This window comes from Pseudomonas sp. P9_2, from assembly GCF_034008255.1.
Classification (GTDB): domain Bacteria; phylum Pseudomonadota; class Gammaproteobacteria; order Pseudomonadales; family Pseudomonadaceae; genus Aquipseudomonas; species Aquipseudomonas synxantha_A.
Genome location: NZ_CP125376.1, coordinates 4,686,906 through 4,710,824, shown reverse-complemented (window position 1 = coordinate 4,710,824; position 23,919 = coordinate 4,686,906). Strand labels below are relative to the sequence as shown.

The 23,919-nt window shown below is 61.3% G+C and carries 17 protein-coding genes; 4 read left to right on the top strand and 13 right to left on the bottom strand.

The genetic code is table 11. The features are described from left to right. Window positions 1-85: 85 nt before the first annotated feature. Window positions 86-1,432, top strand: a complete 1,347-nt coding sequence (locus QMK52_RS20995; protein WP_005788435.1) for a cation:proton antiporter — start codon at window positions 86-88, stop codon at window positions 1,430-1,432. 120 nt (window positions 1,433-1,552) lie between these two features. Here the strand turns inward: QMK52_RS20995 and QMK52_RS20990 are convergent, their stop codons facing one another. The 3 genes from QMK52_RS20990 to QMK52_RS20980 all read right to left on the bottom strand — a co-directional run bounded on the left by QMK52_RS20990 (window position 1,553) and on the right by QMK52_RS20980 (window position 2,542). Next, entirely contained in the window at window positions 1,553-1,687 is a 135-nt protein-coding gene (locus QMK52_RS20990) for a hypothetical protein (RefSeq protein WP_005788437.1), read from the bottom strand. Between the two features lie 11 nt (window positions 1,688-1,698). Continuing rightward, window positions 1,699-1,911 (bottom strand): hypothetical protein, encoded by a 213-nt coding sequence (locus QMK52_RS20985; RefSeq protein ID WP_005788439.1) that lies wholly within the window; start codon window positions 1,909-1,911, stop codon window positions 1,699-1,701. An 85-nt stretch (window positions 1,912-1,996) separates the two neighbouring features. After that, on the bottom strand, window positions 1,997-2,542 hold the full coding sequence (locus tag QMK52_RS20980; protein ID WP_032803895.1) for a hypothetical protein: 546 nt from the start codon (window positions 2,540-2,542) through the stop codon (window positions 1,997-1,999). Window positions 2,543-2,964: 422 nt separating this feature from the next. On the opposite strand from QMK52_RS20980, the gene QMK52_RS20975 reads away from it, so the two are divergent. Then, window positions 2,965-4,374 (top strand): circularly permuted type 2 ATP-grasp protein, encoded by a 1,410-nt coding sequence (locus QMK52_RS20975; RefSeq protein WP_005788442.1) that lies wholly within the window; start codon window positions 2,965-2,967, stop codon window positions 4,372-4,374. 2 nt (window positions 4,375-4,376) lie between these two features. Continuing rightward, complete coding sequence (locus QMK52_RS20970) at window positions 4,377-5,327, top strand: alpha-E domain-containing protein (RefSeq protein WP_005788443.1); 951 nt, start codon at window positions 4,377-4,379, stop codon at window positions 5,325-5,327. A 40-nt stretch (window positions 5,328-5,367) separates the two neighbouring features. Here QMK52_RS20970 and QMK52_RS20965 read toward each other — a convergent pair whose 3' ends face one another. Then, entirely contained in the window at window positions 5,368-7,626 is a 2,259-nt protein-coding gene (locus tag QMK52_RS20965; RefSeq protein WP_320403350.1) for an ATP-dependent DNA helicase, read from the bottom strand. After that, window positions 7,623-9,269, bottom strand: coding sequence for a VRR-NUC domain-containing protein (locus tag QMK52_RS20960; protein ID WP_320403349.1), 1,647 nt, complete (start codon window positions 9,267-9,269; stop codon window positions 7,623-7,625). The genes QMK52_RS20965 and QMK52_RS20960 overlap by 4 nt, the downstream gene beginning before the upstream one ends. 188 nt (window positions 9,270-9,457) lie before the next feature. Here QMK52_RS20960 and QMK52_RS20955 point away from each other — a divergent pair, with 188 nt between their 5' ends. Next, a complete protein-coding gene (locus tag QMK52_RS20955) occupies window positions 9,458-9,682 on the top strand; it encodes a YgdI/YgdR family lipoprotein (protein ID WP_005788446.1) in 225 nt (74 codons plus the stop codon). Window positions 9,683-9,753: 71 nt separating this feature from the next. Here the strand turns inward: QMK52_RS20955 and QMK52_RS20950 are convergent, their stop codons facing one another. The 8 genes from QMK52_RS20950 to QMK52_RS20915 all read right to left on the bottom strand — a co-directional run bounded on the left by QMK52_RS20950 (window position 9,754) and on the right by QMK52_RS20915 (window position 23,886). Then, window positions 9,754-11,178: a hypothetical protein gene (locus tag QMK52_RS20950; protein WP_005788447.1), complete on the bottom strand. Its 1,425-nt coding sequence runs from the start codon at window positions 11,176-11,178 to the stop codon at window positions 9,754-9,756. Window positions 11,179-11,306: 128 nt separating this feature from the next. Next, window positions 11,307-14,414, bottom strand: coding sequence for an autotransporter domain-containing protein (locus QMK52_RS20945; RefSeq protein ID WP_320403348.1), 3,108 nt, complete (start codon window positions 14,412-14,414; stop codon window positions 11,307-11,309). Window positions 14,415-14,527: 113 nt separating this feature from the next. After that, window positions 14,528-17,485: an autotransporter domain-containing protein gene (locus QMK52_RS20940; protein WP_320403347.1), complete on the bottom strand. Its 2,958-nt coding sequence runs from the start codon at window positions 17,483-17,485 to the stop codon at window positions 14,528-14,530. Window positions 17,486-17,530: 45 nt separating this feature from the next. Beyond that, window positions 17,531-18,871: a TolC family outer membrane protein gene (locus tag QMK52_RS20935; RefSeq protein WP_005788450.1), complete on the bottom strand. Its 1,341-nt coding sequence runs from the start codon at window positions 18,869-18,871 to the stop codon at window positions 17,531-17,533. A 2-nt stretch (window positions 18,872-18,873) separates the two neighbouring features. Continuing rightward, window positions 18,874-20,187: an HlyD family type I secretion periplasmic adaptor subunit gene (locus QMK52_RS20930; RefSeq protein WP_005788451.1), complete on the bottom strand. Its 1,314-nt coding sequence runs from the start codon at window positions 20,185-20,187 to the stop codon at window positions 18,874-18,876. Continuing rightward, window positions 20,184-21,938, bottom strand: coding sequence for a type I secretion system permease/ATPase (locus QMK52_RS20925; RefSeq protein WP_005788452.1), 1,755 nt, complete (start codon window positions 21,936-21,938; stop codon window positions 20,184-20,186). The genes QMK52_RS20930 and QMK52_RS20925 overlap by 4 nt, the downstream gene beginning before the upstream one ends. A 99-nt stretch (window positions 21,939-22,037) precedes the next feature. Further along, entirely contained in the window at window positions 22,038-22,406 is a 369-nt protein-coding gene (locus tag QMK52_RS20920) for an AprI/Inh family metalloprotease inhibitor (protein ID WP_005788453.1), read from the bottom strand. 46 nt (window positions 22,407-22,452) lie between these two features. Further along, window positions 22,453-23,886, bottom strand: a complete 1,434-nt coding sequence (locus QMK52_RS20915; protein ID WP_005788454.1) for a serralysin family metalloprotease — start codon at window positions 23,884-23,886, stop codon at window positions 22,453-22,455. Window positions 23,887-23,919: the final 33 nt, after the last annotated feature.

Genomic DNA, 23,919 nt, shown 5'->3' with positions numbered 1-23,919 from the left:
CGATGCTTCCACGTTGTTGATTGTTTGAACCCGTACTTGTCCATGGCCCTCCAACCTGAATGAACCACGGCCGAGTGCACGCACGATGACTTTCATTCTATGGTTGGCCGTATTAGGCGCGGTACTGCTCACCCTCGCCCTCACCTCCTCCTATTTGCGCTGGATGCCGGTGACCACCTCAGCGGTGTGCTTGTTGTTGGGCATCGCCATTGGCCCGCTGGGCGTGGACTTGTTGCACCTGGACGTGAAGGGCTCGGCGCGCTGGATGGAGCACCTGACGGAAGTGGCGGTGCTGTTTTCGCTGTTTGTCAGCGGTTTGAAATTGCGCCTGCCGCTCAAGCACCGCACCTGGCGCATCGCCTTTGGCATGGCCGGGCCGGTGATGCTGTTGACCATCCTCGGCACCTGCCTGTTGCTGCACTACCTGTTCGATTTAACCTGGGGCGTTTCGCTGCTGGTGGGGGCGATGCTGGCGCCCACCGACCCGGTGCTGGCCGGCCTGGTGCAGGTCAACAATGCCCAGGACTATGACGCGTTGCGATTCGGCCTGTCCGGCGAAGCAGGGTTGAACGACGGTACCGCGTTTCCTTTTGTGATTTTTGGCCTGCTGTTTATGCAACATGGCGGTTTCGACGGCGACTGGTTCGGCGGCTGGGTGCTGAAGAACCTGCTGTGGGCGGTTCCGGCCGGGTTGTTGATGGGTTACTGGATGGGCCGCGGCATTGGCCGTATCACCCTGCGCCTGCGCTTGATCAATGCCGATAGCACCCTGTCACCGAATGACTACCTCACCCTCGCGCTGATTGCCCTGGCGTATGTGACGGCTGAAGCGGTCGGCGGCTACGGCTTCTTGTCGGTGTTCGCGGCGGGCCTGGGGCTGCGCCAGGCCGAGGTCAAATCCACCGGTTATGCGCAAACGCCGGCCGAGCACCTGGCCCAGCCGGTGGTGGGCCATCTGGAGATCGAGCCCGAGCAGGCGCTGCACGGTGACGTCAGCCAGTTGAAGGACACCCAGATCGCCGCCGGCGTGATGATGGGCGACATGCTGGCTTTCGGCAGCCTGGTCGAGCGCTCGATGGAGGTGTTTCTGGTCAGCGTATTGGGCATCGTGTTGGTCAGCCATTGGGATTGGCGCGCGCTGGCGGTGGCGGCGTTGCTGTTCTGTGTGGTTCGCCCGCTCAGCGTGTTTGCGATGCCTTGGGGCAGCCTGCTGGATCGGCGGCAACGCAGCCTGGTCAGTTGGTTTGGTATTCGCGGGATCGGCAGCCTCTACTACCTGTTCTATGCGCTCAACCATGGGCTGATCGGTACCAGCAGCGCCGTGGCGGTGAACCTGACCCTCTCGGTGATCGCGCTGAGCGTGATGGTGCATGGCCTCAGCACCCAGCCCTTGCTGGTGTGGTACGAACGACGCGCCGCGCACAAAAAATAAATTCTGCGCCGCGCTTGGCGTGATGGATAACCGCGTACAGGGCCAGTAGGTCTCGCTTGATCAAGCACAGGAAGGACATCTCCTGTTCAAGTTCACCGATCCCTCTGGCCCACCGCCGGATCAGTCCTGACTGTCGGTATTGCCGACGTCGGCCGCTTCATCCAGATCGTTGAGCGGCACTTGCGCATCATCCATCAGCGAACCCGGATCTTCATTGCCGGGGTCGTTGAGTTCTTCGTCGAGTTCTTTTGACATGACCGTCTCCGTTAACCGCCTTGGGTATCGATATCGGCATCGGTTTCAGGCTTGTGCTCGCGCTCAGGCTTGAAGTCAGGACTGTAGTCATTTTCCCTGGCCTTGGGGTCGCTGGCAGCCGTCGGGTCCTTGGGCGCATCGGCAGCGGTGCCCGGAGCGGGCTCGCCACCATCGATGGCAGGGTCATTGCGGTTGCTGGTTTGGGGATCGTTGGATGTAGACATGGCATACCTCTTCACAGACCGGTGATAAATCTTTACCGCGTAAAGCTAAGGCGCCACGTGCCCCAGTGAAGTTCCGTCCGATTGCTCAGCGCAGTGGATTGTCCACCTGGATATAAAACGCATAGATGCCCAACACCAGCCAGAACACCATGAACAACCACGGCGCGCGCATGGAAAACAGCAACGACTTGCGATAGCCCTTGTGACTGGACTCCATTTCGGAAAACAGCGGCGATTCATCGTAGGCCAGGCCCATCACCGGCTCGCTGCGCAGCAATTCGCTTTGCTTGTAGTGCCAGTGATCAATGATCTGGTAGGCCGCGCGTATGCCAGGCCAGGCGTTGAGCGAGCTGAGAATACCCAGCGCGGCGAGGATCACCGGTACCACAAGCGTGAACAGCTTGCCCCATTCCGGGTTGAGGTTGCCCATGCCGGACACGAAGGCGATCACCAGAAACGATTGCGCAGTGAGGTAAGCGTCGGTGCGGTTGGCCAAGATGCTGGTTTCGTACTGGATCTCGCGCCGGTAGAAGTCGAGGCGATCCTTGGGCGAGCCGAAGATCTTGGCGTTGTGTTCGCTATGGTCGGTCAGGGCCGCTTCCGGCGTGTTTGGGGAGATGATTCGGGGCACAACGATGCTCCACAAAGTGACGGGACTCATTAGAAGAATCGGGCATGGATGAAGTTCAAGTTTCTTATGCACCAAGTCAGGGCGCCCTCTGCCCCCTTGTGGTGAGCCCGCTTCTGTGGCGAGCGAGCTTGCTCGCGCTGGGCTGCGCAGCGGCCCCCACAAAAGCGCGAGCGCTGCGCACTCCAGCGCGTGCAAGCTCGCTCGCCACAGCTAATCGCCACCTTGTGTGCGTTCCGGCACATCCCTTGCTTTATCCATTCATCTACCCGAAAACAGGAGCATTCGTTACCCCGCGACCCAGCCGACTCCATAAGAAAGTAAGGACCAGGCCTGTTGGCACCCTCAGCCACGGGCTCATAAGAACATGCGTTTTTAAGCGGCAGTGCCACCCAGGAAATCCTCGGCACTGACAAGGTACTGGAATGGCTCGAACTTTCTTCGATGAAATGAATGACGCAAACGGCGTATGCCGTGCCCACTATCAGGATTTTTCCCGCTGGCTGGCCAACACGCCGCCGGAACTGCTGGCCCAGCGTCGCCGTGAAGCCGATTTGCTGTTCCATCGCGCCGGGATCACCTTCACCCTGTATGGAGACGAGCAAGACACCGAACGCCTGATTCCCTTCGACATCATCCCCCGCAGCATCCCCGCCAGTGAGTGGAGCCTGATCGAGCGCGGCTGTATCCAGCGGGTCAACGCACTGAATATGTTCCTCGCCGACATCTACCACGACCAGCGCATTATCAAGGCCGGGATCATTCCGGCAGAACAGGTGCTGGGCAACGAGGGCTATCAGAAGGCGATGGTCGGCCTGGACCTGCACCGCGACATTTACTCGCACATCTCCGGTGTCGACCTGGTACGCGACGGCGACGGCACCTATTACGTGCTCGAAGACAACCTGCGTACCCCCAGCGGCGTGAGCTACATGCTCGAAGACCGCAAGATGATGATGCGCCTGTTCCCGGAAGTGTTCGCCAAGCAACGCATTGCACCGGTGGACCACTACCCCAACCTGCTGCTCAAGACCTTGAAAAGCGCCAGCCGCCTCGATAACCCCAATGTGGTGGTATTGACCCCTGGGCGCTTCAACAGCGCTTTTTTCGAACACGCGTTCCTGGCGCGGGAAATGGGCGTTGAGTTGGTCGAAGGCGCCGATTTGTTCGTGCACGACCTCAAGGTATTCATGCGCACCACCGATGGCCCCAAGGCGGTAGACGTGATCTACCGGCGCATCGACGACGCCTTCCTTGACCCCGAGGCGTTCAACCCCAAGTCAATGCTCGGCGTACCCGGCCTGGTGGCGGCCTACTGCGCGGGTAATGTGGTGCTCGCCAACGCGATCGGCACCGGGGTGGCTGACGACAAGTCGATCTACCCCTATGTGCCGGCGATGATCCGCTTCTATCTGGACGAGGAGCCGGTGCTGCAAAACGTGCCGACCTTCCAGTGCCGCAAGCCCGATGAACTGTCCCATGTGCTGGCCAACCTGGAGCAACTGGTGGTCAAGGAAACCCAGGGTTCCGGCGGCTACGGCATGTTGGTGGGCCCCGCCTCCAGCGCAGCCGAGATCGAAGATTTTCGCCAGCGCATCAAGGCGCGTCCCCACGCTTACATCGCCCAACCGACCCTGAGCCTGTCCACCTGCCCGACCTTTGTCGAAAACGGCATCGCGCCCCGGCATATCGACCTGCGCCCCTTCGTGCTCTCGGGCAAGGAAACCCGCCTGGTGCCGGGCGGCTTGACCCGCGTGGCGCTGAAGGAAGGTTCGCTGGTCGTCAACTCGTCGCAAGGCGGCGGAACCAAGGACACCTGGGTGGTGGAGGGCTGAGTATGTTGAGTAGAACCGCTGCTGATCTGTACTGGATGTCGCGCTACCTGGAACGCGCCGAGAACCTGGCGCGCATGTTGGAAGTCAGTTATTCACTGTCGTTGATGCCCCAGGCCGGGCGCAGCGATGGCCTGGATGAGCTGGCAATGTCGTTGCTCAGCAGCGGCACCCTGGACAGCTACCTGGAGCGTCACCAGACCCTGGATGCCGAGCGCATGTTGCACTTCTTCGCCCTGGACGAAGAAAACCCGGCCAGCATCTACAACTGCCTGCGCGCCGCCCGAGGCAATGCCCACGCCGTGCGCGGGCGCATCACCGCCGATATGTGGGAAAACCTCAACGCCACCTGGCTGGAAATGCGCAGCATCGCCGCCGGCGGCCTGGCGCGGCATGGCATCAGCCACTTCTGCGACTGGGTCAAGCAACGCTCGCACCTGTTTCGCGGCGCGACCTCGGGCACCATCATGCGCAATGACGCCTACCGGTTTATTCGCCTGGGCACCTTTGTAGAACGCGCCGACAACACCTTGCGCCTGCTGGATGCGCGCTATGAGATGTTTGGTGAAGAGTCCGAAGAAGTCAGCGACTTGTCGGCTCGCGGTTATTACCAGTGGAGCGCCCTGCTGCGTGCGCTGTCCTCGTTCGAGGCGTACACCGAGTTATACCCCAACGCCCTGAATGCACGCTCGGTCTCGGAGCTACTGCTGTTACGCAGCGATGTCCCGCGCTCGCTGCACGCGTGCATCGAAGAGTTGAGCCATATCCTCGCCGACTTGCCCGGCAGTTACGGACGCACGGCGCAGCGCCTGGCGGCGGAGTTCGAAGCAAGGCTGCGGTATACCGGGATCGATGAGATTCTGGAAGATGGGCTGCACGCCCGGTTGACAGACTTTATCGACACCGTGCGCGAGTTGGCGCGGGCGATACACAGTTCTTACCTGGAAGTAATCTAAGCAACACCACCGCTCCCACATTTGAATCGCCGTAAATCTGTCAAACATTGATCGCCCACCAACGCGGCAACAACTGCCGCACCCGTGCCTCGCCAAAGCGGTCATCGATCAGCATTACCACGCCGCGGTCGTGCTGGCTGCGGATTACCCTCCCCGCCGCTTGCACCACCTTCTGGATGCCGGGATACAGGTAGGTGTAGTCATACCCCGCGCCGAAAACCTCGCCCATGCGTGCCTTGATCTGTTCATTCACCGGGTTGAGTTGCGGCAAGCCCAAGGTGGCAATGAAAGCGCCAATCAAACGCGCCCCCGGCAGGTCGATACCTTCGCCAAACGCGCCGCCCAATACGGCAAAACCGATGCCTTGGCTGTGCTGGGTGAACTGGTCCAGGAACGCCTGGCGCTCGGCCTCGGCCATGCCGCGTGACTGCAGCCACAGTGTAATCTGCGGGTGTCGCTCGGCGAGTAACTGCGCCACTTGCTGCAGGTAATCGAAGCTGGAGAAAAACGCCAGGTAGTTGCCCGGCTGCTCGGCAAATTGCCGGGCGATCAATTCCACAATAGGTTCCAGCGACGCCTGGCGGTGCACAAAGCGTGTAGAGATGCGCTCAACGATGCTGACCTGCAATTGCTCGGCCTTGAACGGCGACTCTACATCGACCCAGGCAGTATCCGCCGGCAACCCGAGTAAATCGGCGTAATAGTGGCGTGGGCTCAGGGTCGCGGAAAACAGCACGCTGCTGCGGGCCGCCGTTAATCGGGGGCGGATGAATTCGGCCGGCACCACATTACGCAGGCACAGGGTCGAGCTACTGTGCTTGCTACTGAACTGGCGCTTGCTGATGTCGAAGATGAAGTGTTCGTTGAACAGCTCGGCCACCTTGGAAAATTGCAGTGCTTCAAAGTAGAAGGCTTGCAGGTCGCCATTGAGGGACTCGGGGTGATCGTTGAAGTAGTCGCCCATGGCGCTGGTGCACAGGCTCAGGGCCTGTAGCAGTTTGTCGGGCCGGGTGGCATAGGCCTGATACGGCGCGACTTGTTCCTTGTGCAACGCGTTCCACTCGCGGTTCAGGCGCTGCAAGGGTTTGTTCAGCGGCTCGGGCGCGGTCTCGCGCAAGGTCTTGAGGCTGTATTGGTCGAGGCTGGCGCTGTACATCGAACGGGCGCGTTCCACCAGGTTATGGGCCTCGTCGACCAGCGTCGCAACACGCCATTGGTTCAACTGTGCCAGGCCGAATAACAGGGCGCCGAAGTCGAAAAAATAGTTGTAGTCGGCGACCACCAGGTCGGCCCAGCGCGCCATTTCCTGGCTGAGGTAATACGGGCACACGTCATGGGCCAGCGCCACACTGCGCAGGCTGCGCTGATCGAGCAGGCGAACCCTGGACGCGGCCTGGCGGGCGGCGGGCAAGCGGTCGTAAAAACCCTTGGCCAGTGGGCAGGAATCACCATGGCAGGCTTTATCCAGGTGTTCGCACGCCTTGTCCCGTGCAACCAGCTCAAGTACACGCAGCGGCAGATCCGGACTGCTGTCGTACAGCACCTGGGCGGCATCCAGGGCGAGCTTGCGCCCCGGCGTTTTGGCGGTAAGGAAGAACACCTTGTCCAGCTGCTGCGGCGCCAGCGCCTTGAGCATCGGGAAGAGGGTACCGACGGTCTTGCCGATGCCCGTGGGCGCCTGGGCCATCAGGCAACGGCCGGTGCTGACCGCCTTGTAGACCGACTCGGCCAACGTACGCTGCCCGTGACGAAAATCGGCATGGGGAAATGCCAGGGCTTGGGCGGCCTTGTTGCGCTTATCGCGGTGCTGCATTTCCAATTGGGCCCAGTCGAGGAACAACGCACACTGCTGATTGAAAAAGTGCTCAAGCTGCGCCGCGTCGAAACGTTGGTTCAGCAGCGTCTCGCCTTCGCCAACGATATCGAAGTACACCAGCGCCAGGTCGATTTCGCCGAGGCCGAGCTTCTGGCACATCAGCCAGCCATACACCTTGACCTGGGCCCAGTGCAGTTGCCGATGGTTGGCGGGCTGGGCAGAGAGGTCGCCGCGGTAGGTTTTGACTTCTTCAAGGCGGTTGGCGTCGGGGTCGTAGCCGTCCGCCCTGCCCCGCACGTTGAGCTGCTGGTATTGCCCCTCCAGGGCGACTTCATTCTGGTAGTGCGCGCTGCGCCGGGACGCCACCGTACGGTGGCCGACGATACCTTCCTGGGCGCTGGGCGACGGGGTAAAGCGCAGGTCAAGGTCGCCGACCTTGGCCGTGAACTCACACAGCGCCCGTACGGCCACGCTGTAATTCAAGCGGGTTGCTCCACCCAGCGCACGTAACAGACGGTGACCGGCATCTGGTATTCACCGCAAAATTGCAGCCAGCGCAGTTGGTTGTCTTGCAGGCGATCGCCCGGGCCCTTGACCTCGATCATGCGGTAGGTTTTTTGTGCAGGCCAGAACTGGATCAGGTCCGGCATCCCGGTGCGGTTGGCGCGGATATCCAGCAGCAGGCGTGTGAACCAATGGCGCAGGTGCTCGGCGGGCAGGCAGGCCAGGGCTTGCTCCAACAGCTCTTCGCTGAGCAGGTTCCAGAACACGAAAGGTGATTGGATACCCCATTTGTCCAGAAAACGTTGGCGGATGGTGGCCTTGTAGCGCTCATCCCCCAGTTGCTCGAAACACGCAGCAAACAACGCCTCGCGGCGTTGATGGAAGTCTTCGCTGTGCAGGTCCGCCGGCCCACGCTGGAACGGATGGAAGAACGCGCCCGGCAGCGGCGCGAAAATCGCTTCCCAGCACAACAGGCCGAACAGTGAGTTGATCAACCCATTCTCGACGTAATGCACCGGTGCCTCGGGCTCGTTCAGGTGCGCCTGGACGCAGTATTCCACCGACATCAGCGGCGCCTGGGCGAGTGCCAGGTCAAGGCGTGCAACCGCTTGCGGCTTGGCCTTGGGCAACGCCGGTTCGCCGAGTTTGCGGCGCAGGCGCGGCAATACACGCAGCAAGTGCTGTTGTTCAGCGGCGCTTTCCGGGGCCTGCTGGGCTGCAGTGGCCAGGGCCAGCGCTCGGGCGTAATCCTCTTGGCGCTCAACGACCCGGATCAACCGCGCACGTGCACCGGGATAGGCGCAGGCAAGGTAGATCTGTTCAGCCAGCGCAAGCTCGGCGCAGCGCTCGCAATACTGGCCGATCTGGAACAACAGCTTGGCGCGGCGTTTTTCCAGCCAGGGGTTGTCGGTGCACAGGCCGGCGATCTGCACCAGCAGCGTGTCTAATGCCTCACCGGCTTCAAACGCTTGCTGGCACTGGTGCAGGAACAGGAACCCCACCACGTCGTCACGCGTGCGTAACCCGCGGGACTCGGCGCAAATCTCGACTTTTTCATAGGTGTAGATGCCCAGGTCTGCCAGCACGAACTCGGACCAGTCCTGGTGCAGGTTGCCAAAGAACATCAAGCGCAGGCGATCACACAACGCCATGACCGTAAGGCTATAGAGCACATCATCCAAGCCCGGGCACCATTGAGCAAAACTGCGCGGCTCGCTGAACTGCGCCGCCAGCGGTTCGAGCCAGGTGGCCTTGTTGCCGTTGGGCTGATCGATCCAGGGCCTGAACGCGCCGAGGATTTCGCCCTTTTGCAGCAAGGCGAACAAGGTGGCAAACGGCAGCGGGCTTTGGTCATCCACCCATCCCAGTTCTCGTAATGGGCCCGCTGCCGCATGGGGGCAGCCGATTTCCACATAATTAAGCTTGGCGCCGCGAAAGTGCACACCCTTGCGCATCACCATGCGCACCAATAACGCCTGGGACGCCTGGGGCAACCTGTCAAATTGCTGAATGAAATGCTGTTCGTCCGCATCGAGCAGATCGGCATAGCGTTGCCCCAGCCAGGCCAGGACCTGGCGGAAGTTATGCAGGTAATACAAGGGGTCTTCGAGGGGGTTGGCCATGGCGCAATGGAGTCAAATACTGGTTATGCATACAGAGTGCCGATGCAAAGCCGTTGTTGCAATCGGTAATAGATAAATGGCGCCTGCAACTTTTTGCAAAAAAACGATCAGATGAGGGAGTTGATCGCGTAACATTTATAGCCCACAGCCAGACGCTGCGGGACTTTTCAGGGTTAAAGGTAAGGGTTATGAACATGAAGAATTTGGGTCTGCCGCTGGTTGCACTCACTTTTCTGGTATTGGCCGGTTGCTCCACGCAAACCGTGGTGACATTGCAAAATGGCACGCAGTATTTGACCAAGGACACGCCCAACGCCAAAACGGCCGATGGCTTCTACGAGTTCACCGATATTGCCGGCAAGCGCATTCGTATCAAGGCCGATGATGTGGCCACGGTGCGCAAGGAAAACTAATCCTCGAATCAACACCGATCAACTGTGGGAGGGGGCAAGCCCCCTCCCACAGTTTTCAACCGCATTCCAACTTAAGCGATAACAATCCCCTCCCCCGACAGACTGCTCACGCCCACCAACGTCACCGAATCGGCGCCAAAACTGATCACCGTATCCCCGCCCACCACCTTGGTGTGATCGCGATAATCGGGACTGCCCTGCACATCGTTGAACACCAGCTTGTCTGTCGACTGATAGCCAATCACTCGATCATTACCAAACTGCCCACTGAACAAAAACGTGTTATGCCCGCTGCTGTCGCGGATCGTGTCATTACCCTTGCCGCCTTCGATAAAGTCCGCGCCCCTGCCGCCCTTGATCAGGTCGTCGCCGTCGCTGCCGATGATAAAGGTATTGCCCTTGTGCGCCTCGGCATTGCGGTTCAAGTCCTGCACCCAGGTGTTGGCCCGTGCCGGATCGGACAGGTTGGCGACGATCACTGTGGAGTCACGGGTCATCTGCTCGTAGAAGCCGGACTCAAGAATGCGCGTCATGCCGTCGCCATAACCGGTGGGCAAGTGCGAGACCCAGGTCGGCAGGTTGAGGATGGAAAACGGCAGCACGTTCCACAGTGCAGAAGCGTAGTGGTCGTTGAAGCTGACAATATTGTCGGTGCTCGACTCGTGGGGTTTGTCGTGCACGCCCAGGGACGACAGGTTGAATGAGGAACCGTCCAGCGCCCGGAATACCGGGTCGTTTTCGTAGCCGACGTTAAGCACCTTGTCGCCGGCGCTTTGGGTGGGCGACGCATAGGCCACGTAATTGGAATCGGTGTAGAACCCTGACCATTTGCTCCCGCTCAGATCCGCCATGCTGTTGACCGCAAGGCCGCCCAGGCTGTGGCCGCTGACCACCACATCCTTGCCGCTCAGGCCCTGGGCGCTGGCATAGTCAGCGATGTTGCCGAGCAAGTTGCCAAACGCCTCGCCGGCGTAGTTTTTTGCATAGTCCTTGGGGCCGAATGCAGCAAGCAGGTCACTGATCACATCCCCGATGGAGTCGGTGATCAGGCTTTCCCGTGGCCCCGAGGTGCCACGAAAGCCGATGCCGATTTCCAGCAGTTTGCCGGCGTCATCGTATTTGCCCAGCACTTCCACTTGGGCGGTGCCGTACGCAGTCTTTTCGCCAAAGAAGGTGCCACGGGCATCGACCTTGCCGGTATAGCCCAGGGTGCTGGCGCTGATGGGGGTCCAACCGGCCTGTTGCACTGCGTCGAGGGCGGCTTTTTCTGAATCCGGGTTCCACGGGATCCCGGGAATCACGCCTTGGGCGTTGCCGCTGCCAATCAGCGCGCTCACCAGCGTGGCCGGCAGGCCAAGGCCCAAGCCGTTGTTCTGGTAACCCACGGCAAAGCCGTTATCCAGGTTGTGGTAGGAATACATCGTGATCGCCATCGCATCGGCGAACAACGTTTTGGAGCCCTCGGTGCCGAGGTTTTTATAGTCAAAGATACCCATTGGTAGTGCCTCTCTGTTGTTGGATTTGTAGAGAAAGCCAAAACACCTGTTATCCGTTACCTACTGTAGGAGCGAGCTTCTGTGGCGAGGGAGCTTGCTCCCTCGCCACAACCAATTACACCTGGCCTTTAGAACGCCCAGTCCAGGCTCAAGCCGACGCCGTGCACCTTCTCTTTGCTGGCCAGCAGGCCGTTGTAGTCGAAGTTCACCCGCGCATCCTTGCTCAACACCAGGCTGACCCGCGCCCCAACCAGTGCGGCATCCCGCACCATCGGCGCACTTTCGACCGCGAACGACGGGCCACCCGAGGCAAACGCCAGGTGTTGCTCGGAATCGGTGCTGCTCAGGTTGTGCTGCCAGCCCAGAGTGCCGGAGACTTCCAATTGCTGGTGGTCGTTGACGTTGAAGGTCTTCAAGGCGCGCACACCCAGGGTGCTCAACACCAGGTCGCGGCTGTCGTCGCCACTTTTCAGCGCAGCGGCATCGCCCTTCTCTTTGAAGCTGTCCGTGTCCAGGTGCACGTAGGCCAGGTTGGCGAACGGCTCCAGGGCCAGCGGTTGCAGGTTGATGCGATACGCCGCTTCGGTGAACACCTGGGTGCTGTGCGCATCGACCTTGGTCTTTTGCTTGCCGGCGACATCACCGTATTGCAGGTCGCGCTTCACATCGGCGCGGTGCCAGCTGTAGGTCGCCCCACCGCTCAGGCGCCAGGCGCCGATTTCATGCCCGGCATAGGCACCGAAGTGGTAGCTGTCGACCGAAGCGCGGCTATGGGTGTCGCTGCCCATGTTCAGCGAGGTATCGCTGTAACCCGCGACCAGGCCGATGCGCGTGGCGTCGTCGAGGGCACCGTCCACCCCGGCAAGCATCCCGCCGATGGAAGTGTTATAGCCAGCGGTGTCGCTGCGGCTGTCGGTCTTGCCCCAGGCGCCCAGGGCCTTGACCCACACGTTGCCACGGCTGTCGATGGCTTGGCTGGTTGCGCCCATCTCGCCATTGCGCAGGCGCTCGCCCACTGCTTCGCGTACATAACGGCTGTCATTGACCAATGCGGTTTGCAGCGCCGGATAGACTTCACCGCTCAGTTGCTGGAACGCGCCCTGGGCCGAAGCGGCCGTCGGTGCCAACAGCAAGCTTTCATACACGCCATTGCCCGTACCCAATTGCTCAGCGGCTGCGGCCACGGCGCGTTGGTTCGGTGTAGCAGCAACACTGGCGAAGCTGTTGGTGCGTGTCACGTCTAACTGCACACCGTTGGCCGCGTAATTCAAGGTGCCGCCGACAAACAGATAGTTGGGCAGTACAGCACCAAAACTGCCGGTGACACCGCCCGCCGCTTGCAGGATGTTGTACTGACGGCCGATCAGGCTTTGGGCCTGGGTTGCACTCAACAGTGTCGGGCTGTTTTCCAGGGCCAGGGTTACGGTGCCGCCATTGAGCGTGGCGGTACCCCCGGCGACGATACGGTCGCTGCTGGCAGGCGATAATTCCACGGCGTAGGTCGAGCCCGGGTTGAAGGTGACATTACCTGCCACGTTCAGGGTGCCAATGGAATTGCCCGGCGCCACGGCGCCGCCGCTATTTGCCGTCAGCGAGCCGATACGCCCCGAGCCACCGATTACGCCGGTCTGGCTGACGATGACATCGGAGGTGAGCGAACCGTTGACCGCCAGCAAGCCCTGGTTGACCAGGGTCGGGCCGCTGTAGGTGTTGGCGCCGGCCAGCACCAGGGTGCCGATGCCCTGCTTGGTCAAGCCGCCATGGCCTGAAATGTTGTTGCTCCACACATCCAGCCCGCAGTGCACGTCGTTGCAAATGCGCTGGGTCGGTTTGCCCGCGTCCACCACCGCACCGACGCCCGGCAGGTCCGCGACGAACTGGCCGCTGCCATAGGCGCCCTCAATGCGGAACTCGGCAGGAATGTCCTCGGCGGTGATAAACATCCCCGGGCCGTTGACCGCCTTGCCCAGATTGATCATGCCCCAGCCATACAGCGAGTCGATACCCGGCGCGCCGAGGTCAGTGGCCGTGGTCTTGAGCACCGTGGAGATCTGGTCGCCGCTCATGTACTCGAAGCGCTCCATCAGCACCGCTGCTGCACCCGCCACATGGGGGGCGGCCATGGAAGTGCCGTTTTTGTTGGCCCAGTCGGTGGTCAGGTTGTTCAGGTCGGTGCCGTTGATGATCGAGCTGTAGATCTTGGTACCGGGTGCCGACACGCAAAAACTCGCCGCATAGCCGCAACGTGAAGAGAAGGTGCTGATCACATACGGATCAGGGCTGGCGGTGTCCGGGTTCTGCTGCAATGCCGCCACCGACAGCCAGTTCGGCGCAATCTCCGGCACAAAATACGCCAGGCCGGAAATCGCGTCCGGGTTGTTGCGGTTGTAGTCGTTACCGGCGGCAAAGATGGTCAGCACACCACTGCGGGCCGCATCGATGGCGCCTTGATAAGCACCACCTGCGATCGTGCCGAGGATCGGCCGGATCGTATTGAACTGCGCCTGGGCTTCATTCACGGTGAAATTGGGGAACGCCGGATCGCGACCGCCCTTGGCGTACTGGTCACCGATGCCGATGCCCCAGCTGTTGTTGATGATGCGTGCGCCGGTGGCGACCAGCCCGTCCCAGCCGGCCTTGTACACCGCGCCATCGTTGCCGAGGATAATCCCATCTTCCGGGCCCGGGTCACCGTTTTCGGCGGTGAGGATTTGCGCATTGAACGCCACGCCATGCATCGGCCCGCCATCGCGGTTACCCGCAGCAATGCCGCCGACGTGGGTGCCGTGGTTACCCAGCTTGCCGTTGGAGTCCTTGGACGGCGTGCCGTCGTAGCGGAACGCATCACCGGCCTTCACCGGGATATACGGGTCGGTGTATTGGCGAATGCCCTCGGTGACAATCGTCACCACCTTGTCGGGGCTGGCGAATTCCGGATGCTGGGCGTACACCGGCTGGTCGAAGATTCCCAACTTGACGCCCTTGCCGGTGTAGCCGGCGGCATACGCGGTGTCGGCATGCACGGCGCCCAAGCCCCAGTCGGCCTTGAACTCGTTGCTGCGCCAACTGGCGGCATCACCCAGCTTGCCGGTTTCCACATAGGGTGCAGCCTGAGCGGTTCCCAGGCTTGCCAGGCAACACAGCAACGCGCCGTATGGCACGCAGCTCAGCGCCTTGAGCGGGTAGCCCGGGCCGGTGTGGATGGCGGTAGTTAACCCTGACTTGCGTTTTTTCACGGTGACCTTCCTTAGTTTTCTTATTGCACGTGTGTAAATCACTTTCTCCAGAACACCGCCGATTCAATGTGGGCGCTGGTTTGCCTGCTCCCACATTTTTGTTCGCGGTGTCTTCAGAACTGCCAGTTCAGGCTCAAACCCACACCCTGGGTTTTCGCGCGGCCACCCAACTGGCCGTTGTAATCCAGGTTGACCCGCGTCGCGGCATTCAGCGCCAGGCTGGCTTGCAGCCCCACCAACGCAGCGTCACGCAGCAACGGCGCACTGCGCACGGCAAATGAAGGCCCGCCTGCGACAAACGCCAAGTGCTCTTCGGATTCCACGGCGGTGAGGCTGTGTTGCCAGCCCAACGATCCGGAGAGTTCCAGTTGCTGGTGGTCATTGAGGGCCAGGGTTTTCAATGCCCGCACGCCAAGGGTGCTGAGCACCGCATCGCGGCGGTCACTGCCGCGTTCCAGGGCGGCGGCATCGCCTTTTTCGTGGAACGACTCGCTGTTCAGGTGCACATAGGCCAGGTTGGCGAACGGTTCCAAGGCCACCGCTTGCAGGCGGATGCGGTACGCTGCTTCGGTGAAGACTTGCGCTGTGGTCGCATCCAGCTTGGTTTTTTGCTTGCCGCTGACATCACCCCATTGCAGGTCGCGCTTCACATCGCCGCGATGCCAGCTGTAGGCACCGCCGACACTCAGGCGCCAGTCGCCCAGTTCGCGCCCGGCATATGCACCGAAGTGGTAGCTGTCGATGGACGCCGATGAGTGCGTGCCGCTGCCCATATTCAAGGAGCTGTCGCTGTAACCGGCGACTACACCCACGCGGATCTGCTCATCCAGTGCGCCATCCACGCCCGCCAACAGGCCACCGATGGAGGTGGTCGAACCGGCCGTTTCGCTGCGGCTGTCACTCTTGCCCCAGGCACCGAGTGCCTTGAACCACAGGTTGCTTTCGCCGCTCACCGGTACGTGGCGCAGGCGCTCGCCCACGGCATTGCGCAGTTGCAGGCTGTCGTTGATCAGCATCGCACCCACGGCGGGGTAGATTTCACCGGACAGTTGCTGCAAACCCTGCTGGGCGGTGGCGACTGACTGCGACTGCAACAGGCTTTCATACACCGGGTTGCTGGCGCCCAATTGCTCGGCAGCCGCCGCCACGTTGCGCTGGTTACGGGTGGCGGCGACGCTGGCAAAACTCGCGTCGTTGCGCCCCACGTTCAGTTGCACAGCGTTGGCGGCATAGTCGAGGGTGCCACCGAGGAACAGGTAGTTGGGCAGCACTTGGCCAAACTGGCCCTGGATGCCGCCTGCGGCCTCAAGGATCGAGTATTGCCGGCCGATCAGGCTTTGGACCTGACTTTGACTGAGTAACGTGGGGCTGTTTTCCAGCGCCAAGGTGACTGTGCCGCCGCCCAGGACCGCCTTGCCGCCCGCGACAATACGGTCGCTGCTGGTGGGCGTCAGCTCCACGGCATAGGTCGAGCCCGCGCCGAGGTTCACATCTCCCGCTACCTGCAAGGTGCCCACGGAATTGCCCGATGCCACGCGGCCGCCGTTGTTTACCGACAACGCGGCGATACGCCCGGAACCGCCAAGGGTGCCGCTGTCATTCACCGTGACCGCCGAGGTCAGCGAACCGTTCACCGCCAACAGGCCGCCATTGACGACAGTGGCGCCCCGATAGGTGCTGTCACCGCTGAGGACCAGGCTGCCGGCGCCGGACTTGATCAGGCTGCCTTCATACACACGGTTCGCCGCTGCCTGGTCGCGGGCGCTGCCGATGGCGTAGTCGGTCTGGTCCTGCTGGCTGGCGGTGGCGCTCACGCCGTTCTGCCAGCCCTTGTCGATCAGGGTTTGCTGCCACGCGCTGTGCTCGGCGCGGTCCTCGGCCTGGCGCGCAAGCAAGGCCTGGTCGGAGATACCATTGCTCCACACATCACCCTGCCCGGCTGCCAGGTTCACATCCATGGCCCCAAGCAATTGCCCCGGACCGTGCATCGCCCGGCCGAGGTCCGGCACGCCCCAACCGACGATCGCGTTGGGCGCCTGGGTGATCGAACCGTCAAGCTGCGTCGCAGTGGTCAACAACACCTGCAACGCTTGCTCGTTGGTCATATAGGGGTAGCGCTCCATCACTAACGCCAACGCCCCGGTGGCATGGGGTGCCGACATCGAGGTGCCGGATTTGACCCCATAACCACCGTCGGGAATGGTGCTGTTGATCAGCGCGCCGGGCGTGGAAATGCACCAGTATTTGGCGATACCGCACTTGTTGTATTTCTGGTTATTAGCCTTATCCAGCCCCGACACCGCCAGCCAGTGGCCTTCCAGTTCCGGCTGAAAATACGGCAAGGCCGAGCGCACGCTGGCATTGGCATAGCCGCTGTTGCCGGCGCTGAACACGTTGATCACCCCGGCCTTGGCCACATCCGCTGCGGCGTCCAGCCAGGTGCCACGGTTGTAGTGCTGGGCGTAGGCGGCGTGCAGGTCACCGAGGGTCTGGTAGCTGACATCCTTGGGCTGGCTGCCCCAACTGTTGTTGATGGCGCGCACGCCGGAATCCACCATCGCGGTGTATACCGTCTTGAAGTACTTGGGGTCTGGCGTCGGGCCGAACAGGAAGCTGTCGTTGGCGTTGGTGTTGCCCACATAGACTTGCGCGTTGTACGCCACGCCGTGCATGCCCACGCCGTCGCGGGCGGCGCCCATGGTGCCGGTGACATGGGTACCGTGGGAATCGTTGTTGGGGTTGAGCGCGCCCGTGGTGCTGAACGCGCTGCCGTCGACATAGGTGCCGGTGGCGGTCACCGCATGAAAGCGGTCTTTGGAGGCTTCGGGGTGATTGGCATCGAAACCCGAGTCCAGCGCGCCGATTTTCACGCCTTGGCCACTGATCCCGGCAGCGTAGGCTTCATCGGCCTTCATACGGCCCAGGCCCCAATCGCTTTGGTATTCGGTCGAACGCCAACTGGCCGGGTTACCCGCTTGGCCGGTCTCGGTGTATTGCGCCTGTGCCGCAACGGACAACAACAGCAATGAACCTGCGGTGAAGGGTTTGAAACGCGGTGAATCAGTGATCATCTGCACACTCCTGATTATTGTTATTCCCCTTATAGGAGCGAACTCCTACAGGTTTTTATCCGGGCCGAAGGCCTCGTCTACCTTGGCCAAATCGGTGTCGCGCAAGTTGCCCGCGTAGTAGTGCAATTTGGTCCAGGCCATCAGGTAGTCGTACCGCGCCTGGGCCAGGTCGCGGCGAGTGCTGTAGAGCTGCTGCTCGGCATTCAGCGCATCAAGGTTGACCCGCTCGCCGCCAAGGATGCTCTGCTTGGTCGACACCACCAGCGCCTCGGCGGACACCAAGGCTTTCTGGTAGGCACGCAGCTTGCTCACGCCGGACAGACACGCACTGAACTGGCGACGCAGCTCGATGAGGGTTTCGCGGGTCTTGCCTTCCAGCTCGTACTCGGCCTGCTCCATTGCGCGGCTGGCCTGGCGGGTGGAGGCCGAAATACCGCCACCGGCATACAGCGGCATGCTCACTTCGACACCAATGGTGTTGGTGTCGTAGCGCTGGTTGTAGGTATTACCGCTGTCGGATTCCTGCTTGCGCGACGTGGCATACGCGGTGATTCGCGGCAAATGCCCGGCACGGTTGCGTTCCACTTCATAGCGCGCCACTTCCAGCGACTGGCGCTGTGAAGCCAGTACCGGGTTGTTGGTGAGCGCCAGCTCATGCCAGGTGTCGTAGTTGGCCGGGGTCAGGGTGAACGCGGCAAAGCTCTGGTTCAGCGGCGCCAGGTCGTTGATGTTGACGCTTTGCACGCCGATCAACGCGCCCAGTTCCCTGAGTGACGCGTCCTGCTCATCCAGGGCCTGGATCTCTTCGGCAGTGGCCAGCTCGTAGCGCGACTCGGCTTCAAGGATGTCGGTGCGCGTGCCCTCGCCGGCCTTGAACAAGTGCTCGTTCTGCTGGAATTGCTGCTCGAAGGCCTTTTTCTTTGCGCGGGCGATGTCGATCTGATCCTGGGCAAACAGCGCCTGGGTGTAATAGCTCAACACCCGCACCAACAGCGCCTGGCTCTTGTCGCGAAAGCTTTCATCGGCAAACAGCGCCTGGGCCACGCCCTTGCGGTAGTTGGCGTAGGCTTCGTAATCAAACAACGGTTGTTGCAGGCTGAAGGTGGAGCCGTAGCTGTTGTAGTTGCGGTCGTCCCTATAGCTGCCACCGCGCCCGTCGGGCAGATGCGCCTCGGAGTTGTTGCGGCCCTTGTTGTAGTTGTAGGACAGCCTCGGCAGCAGCCCGGCGCGGCCGATGGTGCGGTTTTCCAGGCCGGCGTCGCGCTCCTTGATCGCGCCGAGGAACACCGGATCGTTGCGCAGCGCCTGCTCGTAAACATCGAACGGGCCCATGGCGGCCTGGGCACTGCCACACACCAGCAATAGCGAAATGAACACTGGCTTCATGCTCATTCCTCAGTCAACGCGGAGCCGGCGCGATCCAGCAGCGGCTTGAACAGGTAATTGAGCAATGACCGCTCGCCGGTACGCACGAACATCTCGGCAGGCATACCGGGCTTGATCACCAGACCGTGGAGTTTTTCCATCGCCGCGTCGCTGACGCTGGTGCGCAGCACGTAATACGGCGCGCCGGTTTTTTCATCGAGCATCTGGTCGGCGGAAATCAGGCTGACTTCGCCCGGTACCCGTGGCGTGCGGCTCTGGTTGAAGGCGGTGAAGAGGATGTCGACGGGCAAGTGCGTGCCGACCTTGTCCACCAGATGCACCGGTAGATGCCCTTCCACTTCCAGGCGCGTGCCCTGGGGCACGATTTCCAACAGGGTTTCTCCGGCGCGCACCACAGCGCCTTCGGTGTGCACGCTGAGGTTGACGGCGATGCCATCGGCCGGCGCGTTGATTTCGCTGTGTTGCAGGTTGAACCCCGCAGAAGTGAGTTGCTGCTCCAGGGTCAGGCTGCGCAATTGCGCGTCGGCCAATTGGCTGCGCACCTCTTTTTGATATTCCTCGCTGTGTTGCTGCAATTTGAGCCGCGACTCGACAATACCCTGCTCTATCCGGCCGCTTTCGCCGGCGTTTTGCGCCAGGTCCTGCTGCACCTGAGACAACTGGCGCTGGTAGTCCATCAGCCGGTTGCGCGGGATATAGCCGTTGTCGGCCAAGGGTTGCAGATTGCTCAGTTGCGCGCGCAGGGATTGGGCCTGGGCGGTCAAGTCACTGCGGGCACGGCGCATACCGCTCAACTGCGAGGTAGCGCCTTCGATGCTGGCGCGAATCCCGGCTTGTTCACGGGCGAAGGCGTCGCGGCGGCTGCTGAACAGCTGGCGCTGGCCTTCCAGCACCAACGCCAGGGCTGGATCAGGATTGGCGCTCAGCTCGGTGGGAAAGGTGATGCTCGGCAGGTTGTCGCGCTCGCTCTGCCAACGCGCCACGCTGGCCCAGGCCATGCGGTACTGCGCTTGCAGGGATTGCACGTCGGCCTGGTTCTGGGTCTGGTCGAGACGAAACAGCGGCTGGCCTTGCTTGACCAGTTCGCCCTCCTTGACCAGGATGCGGCTGACCACACCGGGGCTGAAGGTTTGCACGGCCTTGCGCTTACCCGACACCACCACGGTGCCTTGCACCGGGATGCCCTGATCCAACGGTGCCAGGCTGGCCCAGAGGAAAAAACCACCGGCACCGACGACCGTCATCAGCCAGCCCATACGCACGAAGAAGCGGGCGTCGCGCTCTTTGAAACGAGGTTCTACCGTAATACTGCTCATGCGCCTGGGTTCCTTGCGGCCGGGTACTGACGACTGAAACTGACACCGGTTTTTTCTTTCGGCGCTTCCTGCTGTTGCCCGGACAACGCCCGCAGCACTTCCTGGCTGGGCCCGAACGCTTGCAGATGGCCTTCGCCGAGCACCAGCAATTTGTCGGCCTGGGCCAATGCCGAAGAGCGATGCGTCACCAGCACGACGCTGCTGCCTTGGGCTTTCATCTGCACGATGGCGCTGGCCAACGCCGCCTCGCCGACCGTATCGAGGTTGGAGTTGGGCTCATCCAGCACAATCAGGCGCGGCCCGCCGTACAGGGCGCGGGCCAGGGCCACGCGTTGTTTCTGGCCACCGGACAGGCCGCCGCCGTTATCGCCCAGCACCGTGTCGTAGCCTTGGGGCAGGCGCAGGATCAGTTCATGCACACCGGCCTGTTGCGCGGCCTTGACCACCAGCTCCGGGTCGGCCTCGCGAAAGCGTGCGATGTTGTCGGCGATGCTGCCGCTGAACAGCTCAATGTCCTGGGGCAAATAGCCAATGTGCGGGCCGAGGTCGTCGCGGTCCCAACGGTGAATATCCGCGCCGTCCAGCCGCACGGTGCCGGCCAGGGTCGGCCACACGCCCACCAGTACGCGGGCCAGGGTGGACTTGCCGGAACCCGACGCGCCCAGCACGCCCAGCACTTCACCGGCCGCCAGGTTGAAGCTGACTTGATGCAAGGTCGCCATGCGCCGCCCCGGTGGGCCAGCACTGACCTGCTCGAAACTGACCTGGCCCTTGGGCGCCGGCAAGGCCATTTGCTCGCCCTCTGGCGGGAATTCGCGCAGCAGCCCATCGAGGCGCTGGTAGGCCAGCTTGGCCGAACTCCATTGCTTCCACACCGCGATCAACTGGTCGATGGGGCTGAGTACGCGGCCCATCAGGATGGAGCCTGCGATCATCATCCCGGCGGTCATCTGGCCCTTGATCACCAGGTAGGCGCCCAGCCCCAATACCAAAGATTGCAGGCACAGGCGCAGGGATTTGCTCAGAGAGGTAATGACCGACCCGGTGTCGCTGGCGGTGTTCTGGAAGCCCAAAAACTGCGAATGCACGTCGAACCAGCGTTTGCGCAACGCACCGAGCATACCCATGGCCTGGATCGTCTCGGCGTTGTGCAGGTGGCTGGTGGCCAACTGGGTCGACTGCTGGGAAAACACACCCGCCTCGCCCAATGGTTTTTTGGTCAGGTATTCATTCAGGCAAGCCAGGGCAATCAACAACACCGCGCCAGCCGTGGCCAGCACGCCAAGCCACACGTTGAAGAGGAAAATCACGAATAGGTAGATCGGGAACCATGGCGCATCAAAGAACGCGAACAGCGCAGGCCCGGTGATGAATTGACGCAACGCGGTCAGGTCGCCCAGGGATTGCCCGGCATGACCCTGGCCGCGCTGCAGGTTGCGTTCGAACGCGGCCTTGTACACGCGCAGATTGAAACGCCGCTCCAACTGGCTGCCGATACGAATCACGATAAAGCTGCGGATAACTTCAAGCAGGCCAATAAACGCAAAGAAGCCCACGACCATCAGCGTCAACATCACCAGGGTGGTTTCATTCTGGGAGGACAACACACGGTCATACACTTGCAACATGTAAATCGACGGCACCAGCATCAGCAGGTTAATCAATGCCGTGAAACAGCCAACGCTGATTAAAATACTCTTGTACTCACCCAGCGCCCTGAATAAGGGCGCAACCCCTTGGGACTTCGCCATATTGTTTTATCTTCCTGAAGCGCACTGCACGTAATAATCGCCCTGCCGGTGAAGCGCACGGCCAACTACTAGATCGAGTTATATGCTTATAACTTTTAATTAAGGTATTCGTTTCAGCTCGACAACTTGCCCGGCTTTAGTGCGGGCCTGATATTCACCTTCTTTCTGGCGATTCAAATGCGTGATTCCAGCGCCTTCGGCGTTAAACAGCCAAATGCCGTCCGGCGTTGGCGACCACGTCTGTGGCTTGTCGCCCAACCATTGCTCAACACAAGCGATATCGCCTCCCAAGGCATTGGCCTGTTCCACTAACTCCAGTGCGCATACCTGGTCCTGCTGCTTCAATTGCCAATGCCCGGCCAACTGGGCGGAGGTCGGTAATACAAGACTGCTAGCCATCGCGTGGGCTCCTGCCAAAACGAACAACACCTGCGAAGCACAGGCGATCAAATGAGAAAAACGTGGCATATAAAGCTCCATCCTGGAGCGCGGCGCCGAGGCGCCGCGCCGTGCATCAGGCCACGATGTCGCTGACGGCTGCCTGGCCAACGGTGGTGACGAGGAAATCCGCCACGCCGTGCCCGGAGAAGTCCACGGCCAAGGTGCCCAGGTTAGTACCCGAGGCATAGCTCAGCACAGCATCGCCGGCATGGCCGGTGAACGCATTGACGAAGCTCAAGCCCGCCCCCTTGGTGATGCCCGACAGATCGATCTTGTCGGAACCGGAGGTGAAGTCAAAGATCTTGTCCGCGGCCCCTGGCTTGGAATCGGAACTGGCACCGTACACGAAGGTATCGCTACCGGCACCGCCCCACAGTTGGTCCGCACCGCCGCCGCCGTAGATGAGGTCGTTGCCGGCCCCGCCCTTGATGGTGTTGGCGACTTGGTTACCAATGATCAGGTCGTTGCCCGAACCGCCGAATGCGTTCTCGATGGTGACGCCCTTGGCGATCGACACGTTGCCGACCAGGCCGCCAACATCGGAGAACGAGGTGGCAGTGAGGTTGATTTTCTGGTTTTGAGTGAAGCCAGAGAAGTCCAGGGTGTCGTTGCCGCCACCGTCCCATACCGAGAACACCAGCTTGTCGGCGTTGGATGTGGCGCTGAGGAAATCACGCCCGGTGTTGGAGTTGAACCCGTAGGTGGTGTCGCCGGCGCGGGTGTTGAGGTTGGCACCGTAGAGCTTCTGGATCGCGGCGATGTCGTCGATCAGCGGGCCGGAAGCGTAAGCCTCGACGCCACCTTTGCTGAAGTTCTGGTTGGTGTTGCTCTCGCTCCAGTAACTCATGAGGCTATAACCACGCGTGTCCTGTCCATAGGTCGCGTCGTTATAGGTCGGGTTGCCGTTCCCGGCGTTATAGTCGCCAGGGTGAGCCAGGCCCAGGGTGTGGCCGATTTCGTGGGTCAGGGTCTGCCGGCCATAGTTGTTCAGGTCCGGAGTCTTGTTCGGCGTGTAGCTGTTGTTGGTCAGGTACCACGAGGTGCCATCGTAGCCCGCACCGGTGCCGGGCAGGTAAGCGAAGGCCGCGGCGCCGTCCTGGCCGCTGCTGTAGTTGCCGAAGGTCATGTGACCGTCACCGCCGGAAGCCTTTTCGGTAAAGGTCACGTTGGCAACATCCGACCAGGATTGCATGGCCAGTGCGGCCTGTGCTTTCTGCTGGGCGTTGAACTGGCTGAACCCTGAGATGCCATGTTTGTTCATGGTGCTCTGGGTAGCCGAGGTGAGGAAGGTGTAGGTCAGATCGATCTTGCCGTTGCCATCAAAGTCCCGGTACGCGGCGCCATCCCGCAGCAGCTGGGTCGCTGCCTGGTCCACGGTGTAGGACGGTTTGCCATTGACCGTGAGGTTGCCGCCACGGTCATACAAATGGCTGAAGCTATCGATTTGCGAGTAAGCAGTGCTGGCTTGCGCGGCAGATACAATAGCTTTGTCTTTTACTTTTGACATAAACGTACTTCCTTGTTTGCAAGTGCATCAGTC

Excerpts from the sequence above, each read along its gene's own strand:
- QMK52_RS20925 (WP_005788452.1), bottom strand. The coding sequence starts at position 21,938 with ATGGCGAAGTCCCAAGGGGTTGCGCCCTTATTCAGGGCGCTGGGTGAG.
- QMK52_RS20935 (WP_005788450.1), bottom strand. The coding sequence starts at position 18,871 with ATGAAGCCAGTGTTCATTTCGCTATTGCTGGTGTGTGGCAGTGCCCAG.
- QMK52_RS20920 (WP_005788453.1), bottom strand. The coding sequence starts at position 22,406 with ATGCCACGTTTTTCTCATTTGATCGCCTGTGCTTCGCAGGTGTTGTTC.
- QMK52_RS20950 (WP_005788447.1), bottom strand. The coding sequence starts at position 11,178 with ATGGGTATCTTTGACTATAAAAACCTCGGCACCGAGGGCTCCAAAACG.
- QMK52_RS20975 (WP_005788442.1), top strand. The coding sequence starts at position 2,965 with ATGGCTCGAACTTTCTTCGATGAAATGAATGACGCAAACGGCGTATGC.
- QMK52_RS20940 (WP_320403347.1), bottom strand. The coding sequence starts at position 17,485 with ATGATCACTGATTCACCGCGTTTCAAACCCTTCACCGCAGGTTCATTG.
- QMK52_RS20930 (WP_005788451.1), bottom strand. The coding sequence starts at position 20,187 with ATGAGCAGTATTACGGTAGAACCTCGTTTCAAAGAGCGCGACGCCCGC.
- QMK52_RS20960 (WP_320403349.1), bottom strand. The coding sequence starts at position 9,269 with ATGGCCAACCCCCTCGAAGACCCCTTGTATTACCTGCATAACTTCCGC.
- QMK52_RS20990 (WP_005788437.1), bottom strand. The coding sequence starts at position 1,687 with ATGTCAAAAGAACTCGACGAAGAACTCAACGACCCCGGCAATGAAGAT.
- QMK52_RS20915 (WP_005788454.1), bottom strand. The coding sequence starts at position 23,886 with ATGTCAAAAGTAAAAGACAAAGCTATTGTATCTGCCGCGCAAGCCAGC.
- QMK52_RS20985 (WP_005788439.1), bottom strand. The coding sequence starts at position 1,911 with ATGTCTACATCCAACGATCCCCAAACCAGCAACCGCAATGACCCTGCC.
- QMK52_RS20970 (WP_005788443.1), top strand. The coding sequence starts at position 4,377 with ATGTTGAGTAGAACCGCTGCTGATCTGTACTGGATGTCGCGCTACCTG.
- QMK52_RS20995 (WP_005788435.1), top strand. The coding sequence starts at position 86 with ATGACTTTCATTCTATGGTTGGCCGTATTAGGCGCGGTACTGCTCACC.
- QMK52_RS20955 (WP_005788446.1), top strand. The coding sequence starts at position 9,458 with ATGAACATGAAGAATTTGGGTCTGCCGCTGGTTGCACTCACTTTTCTG.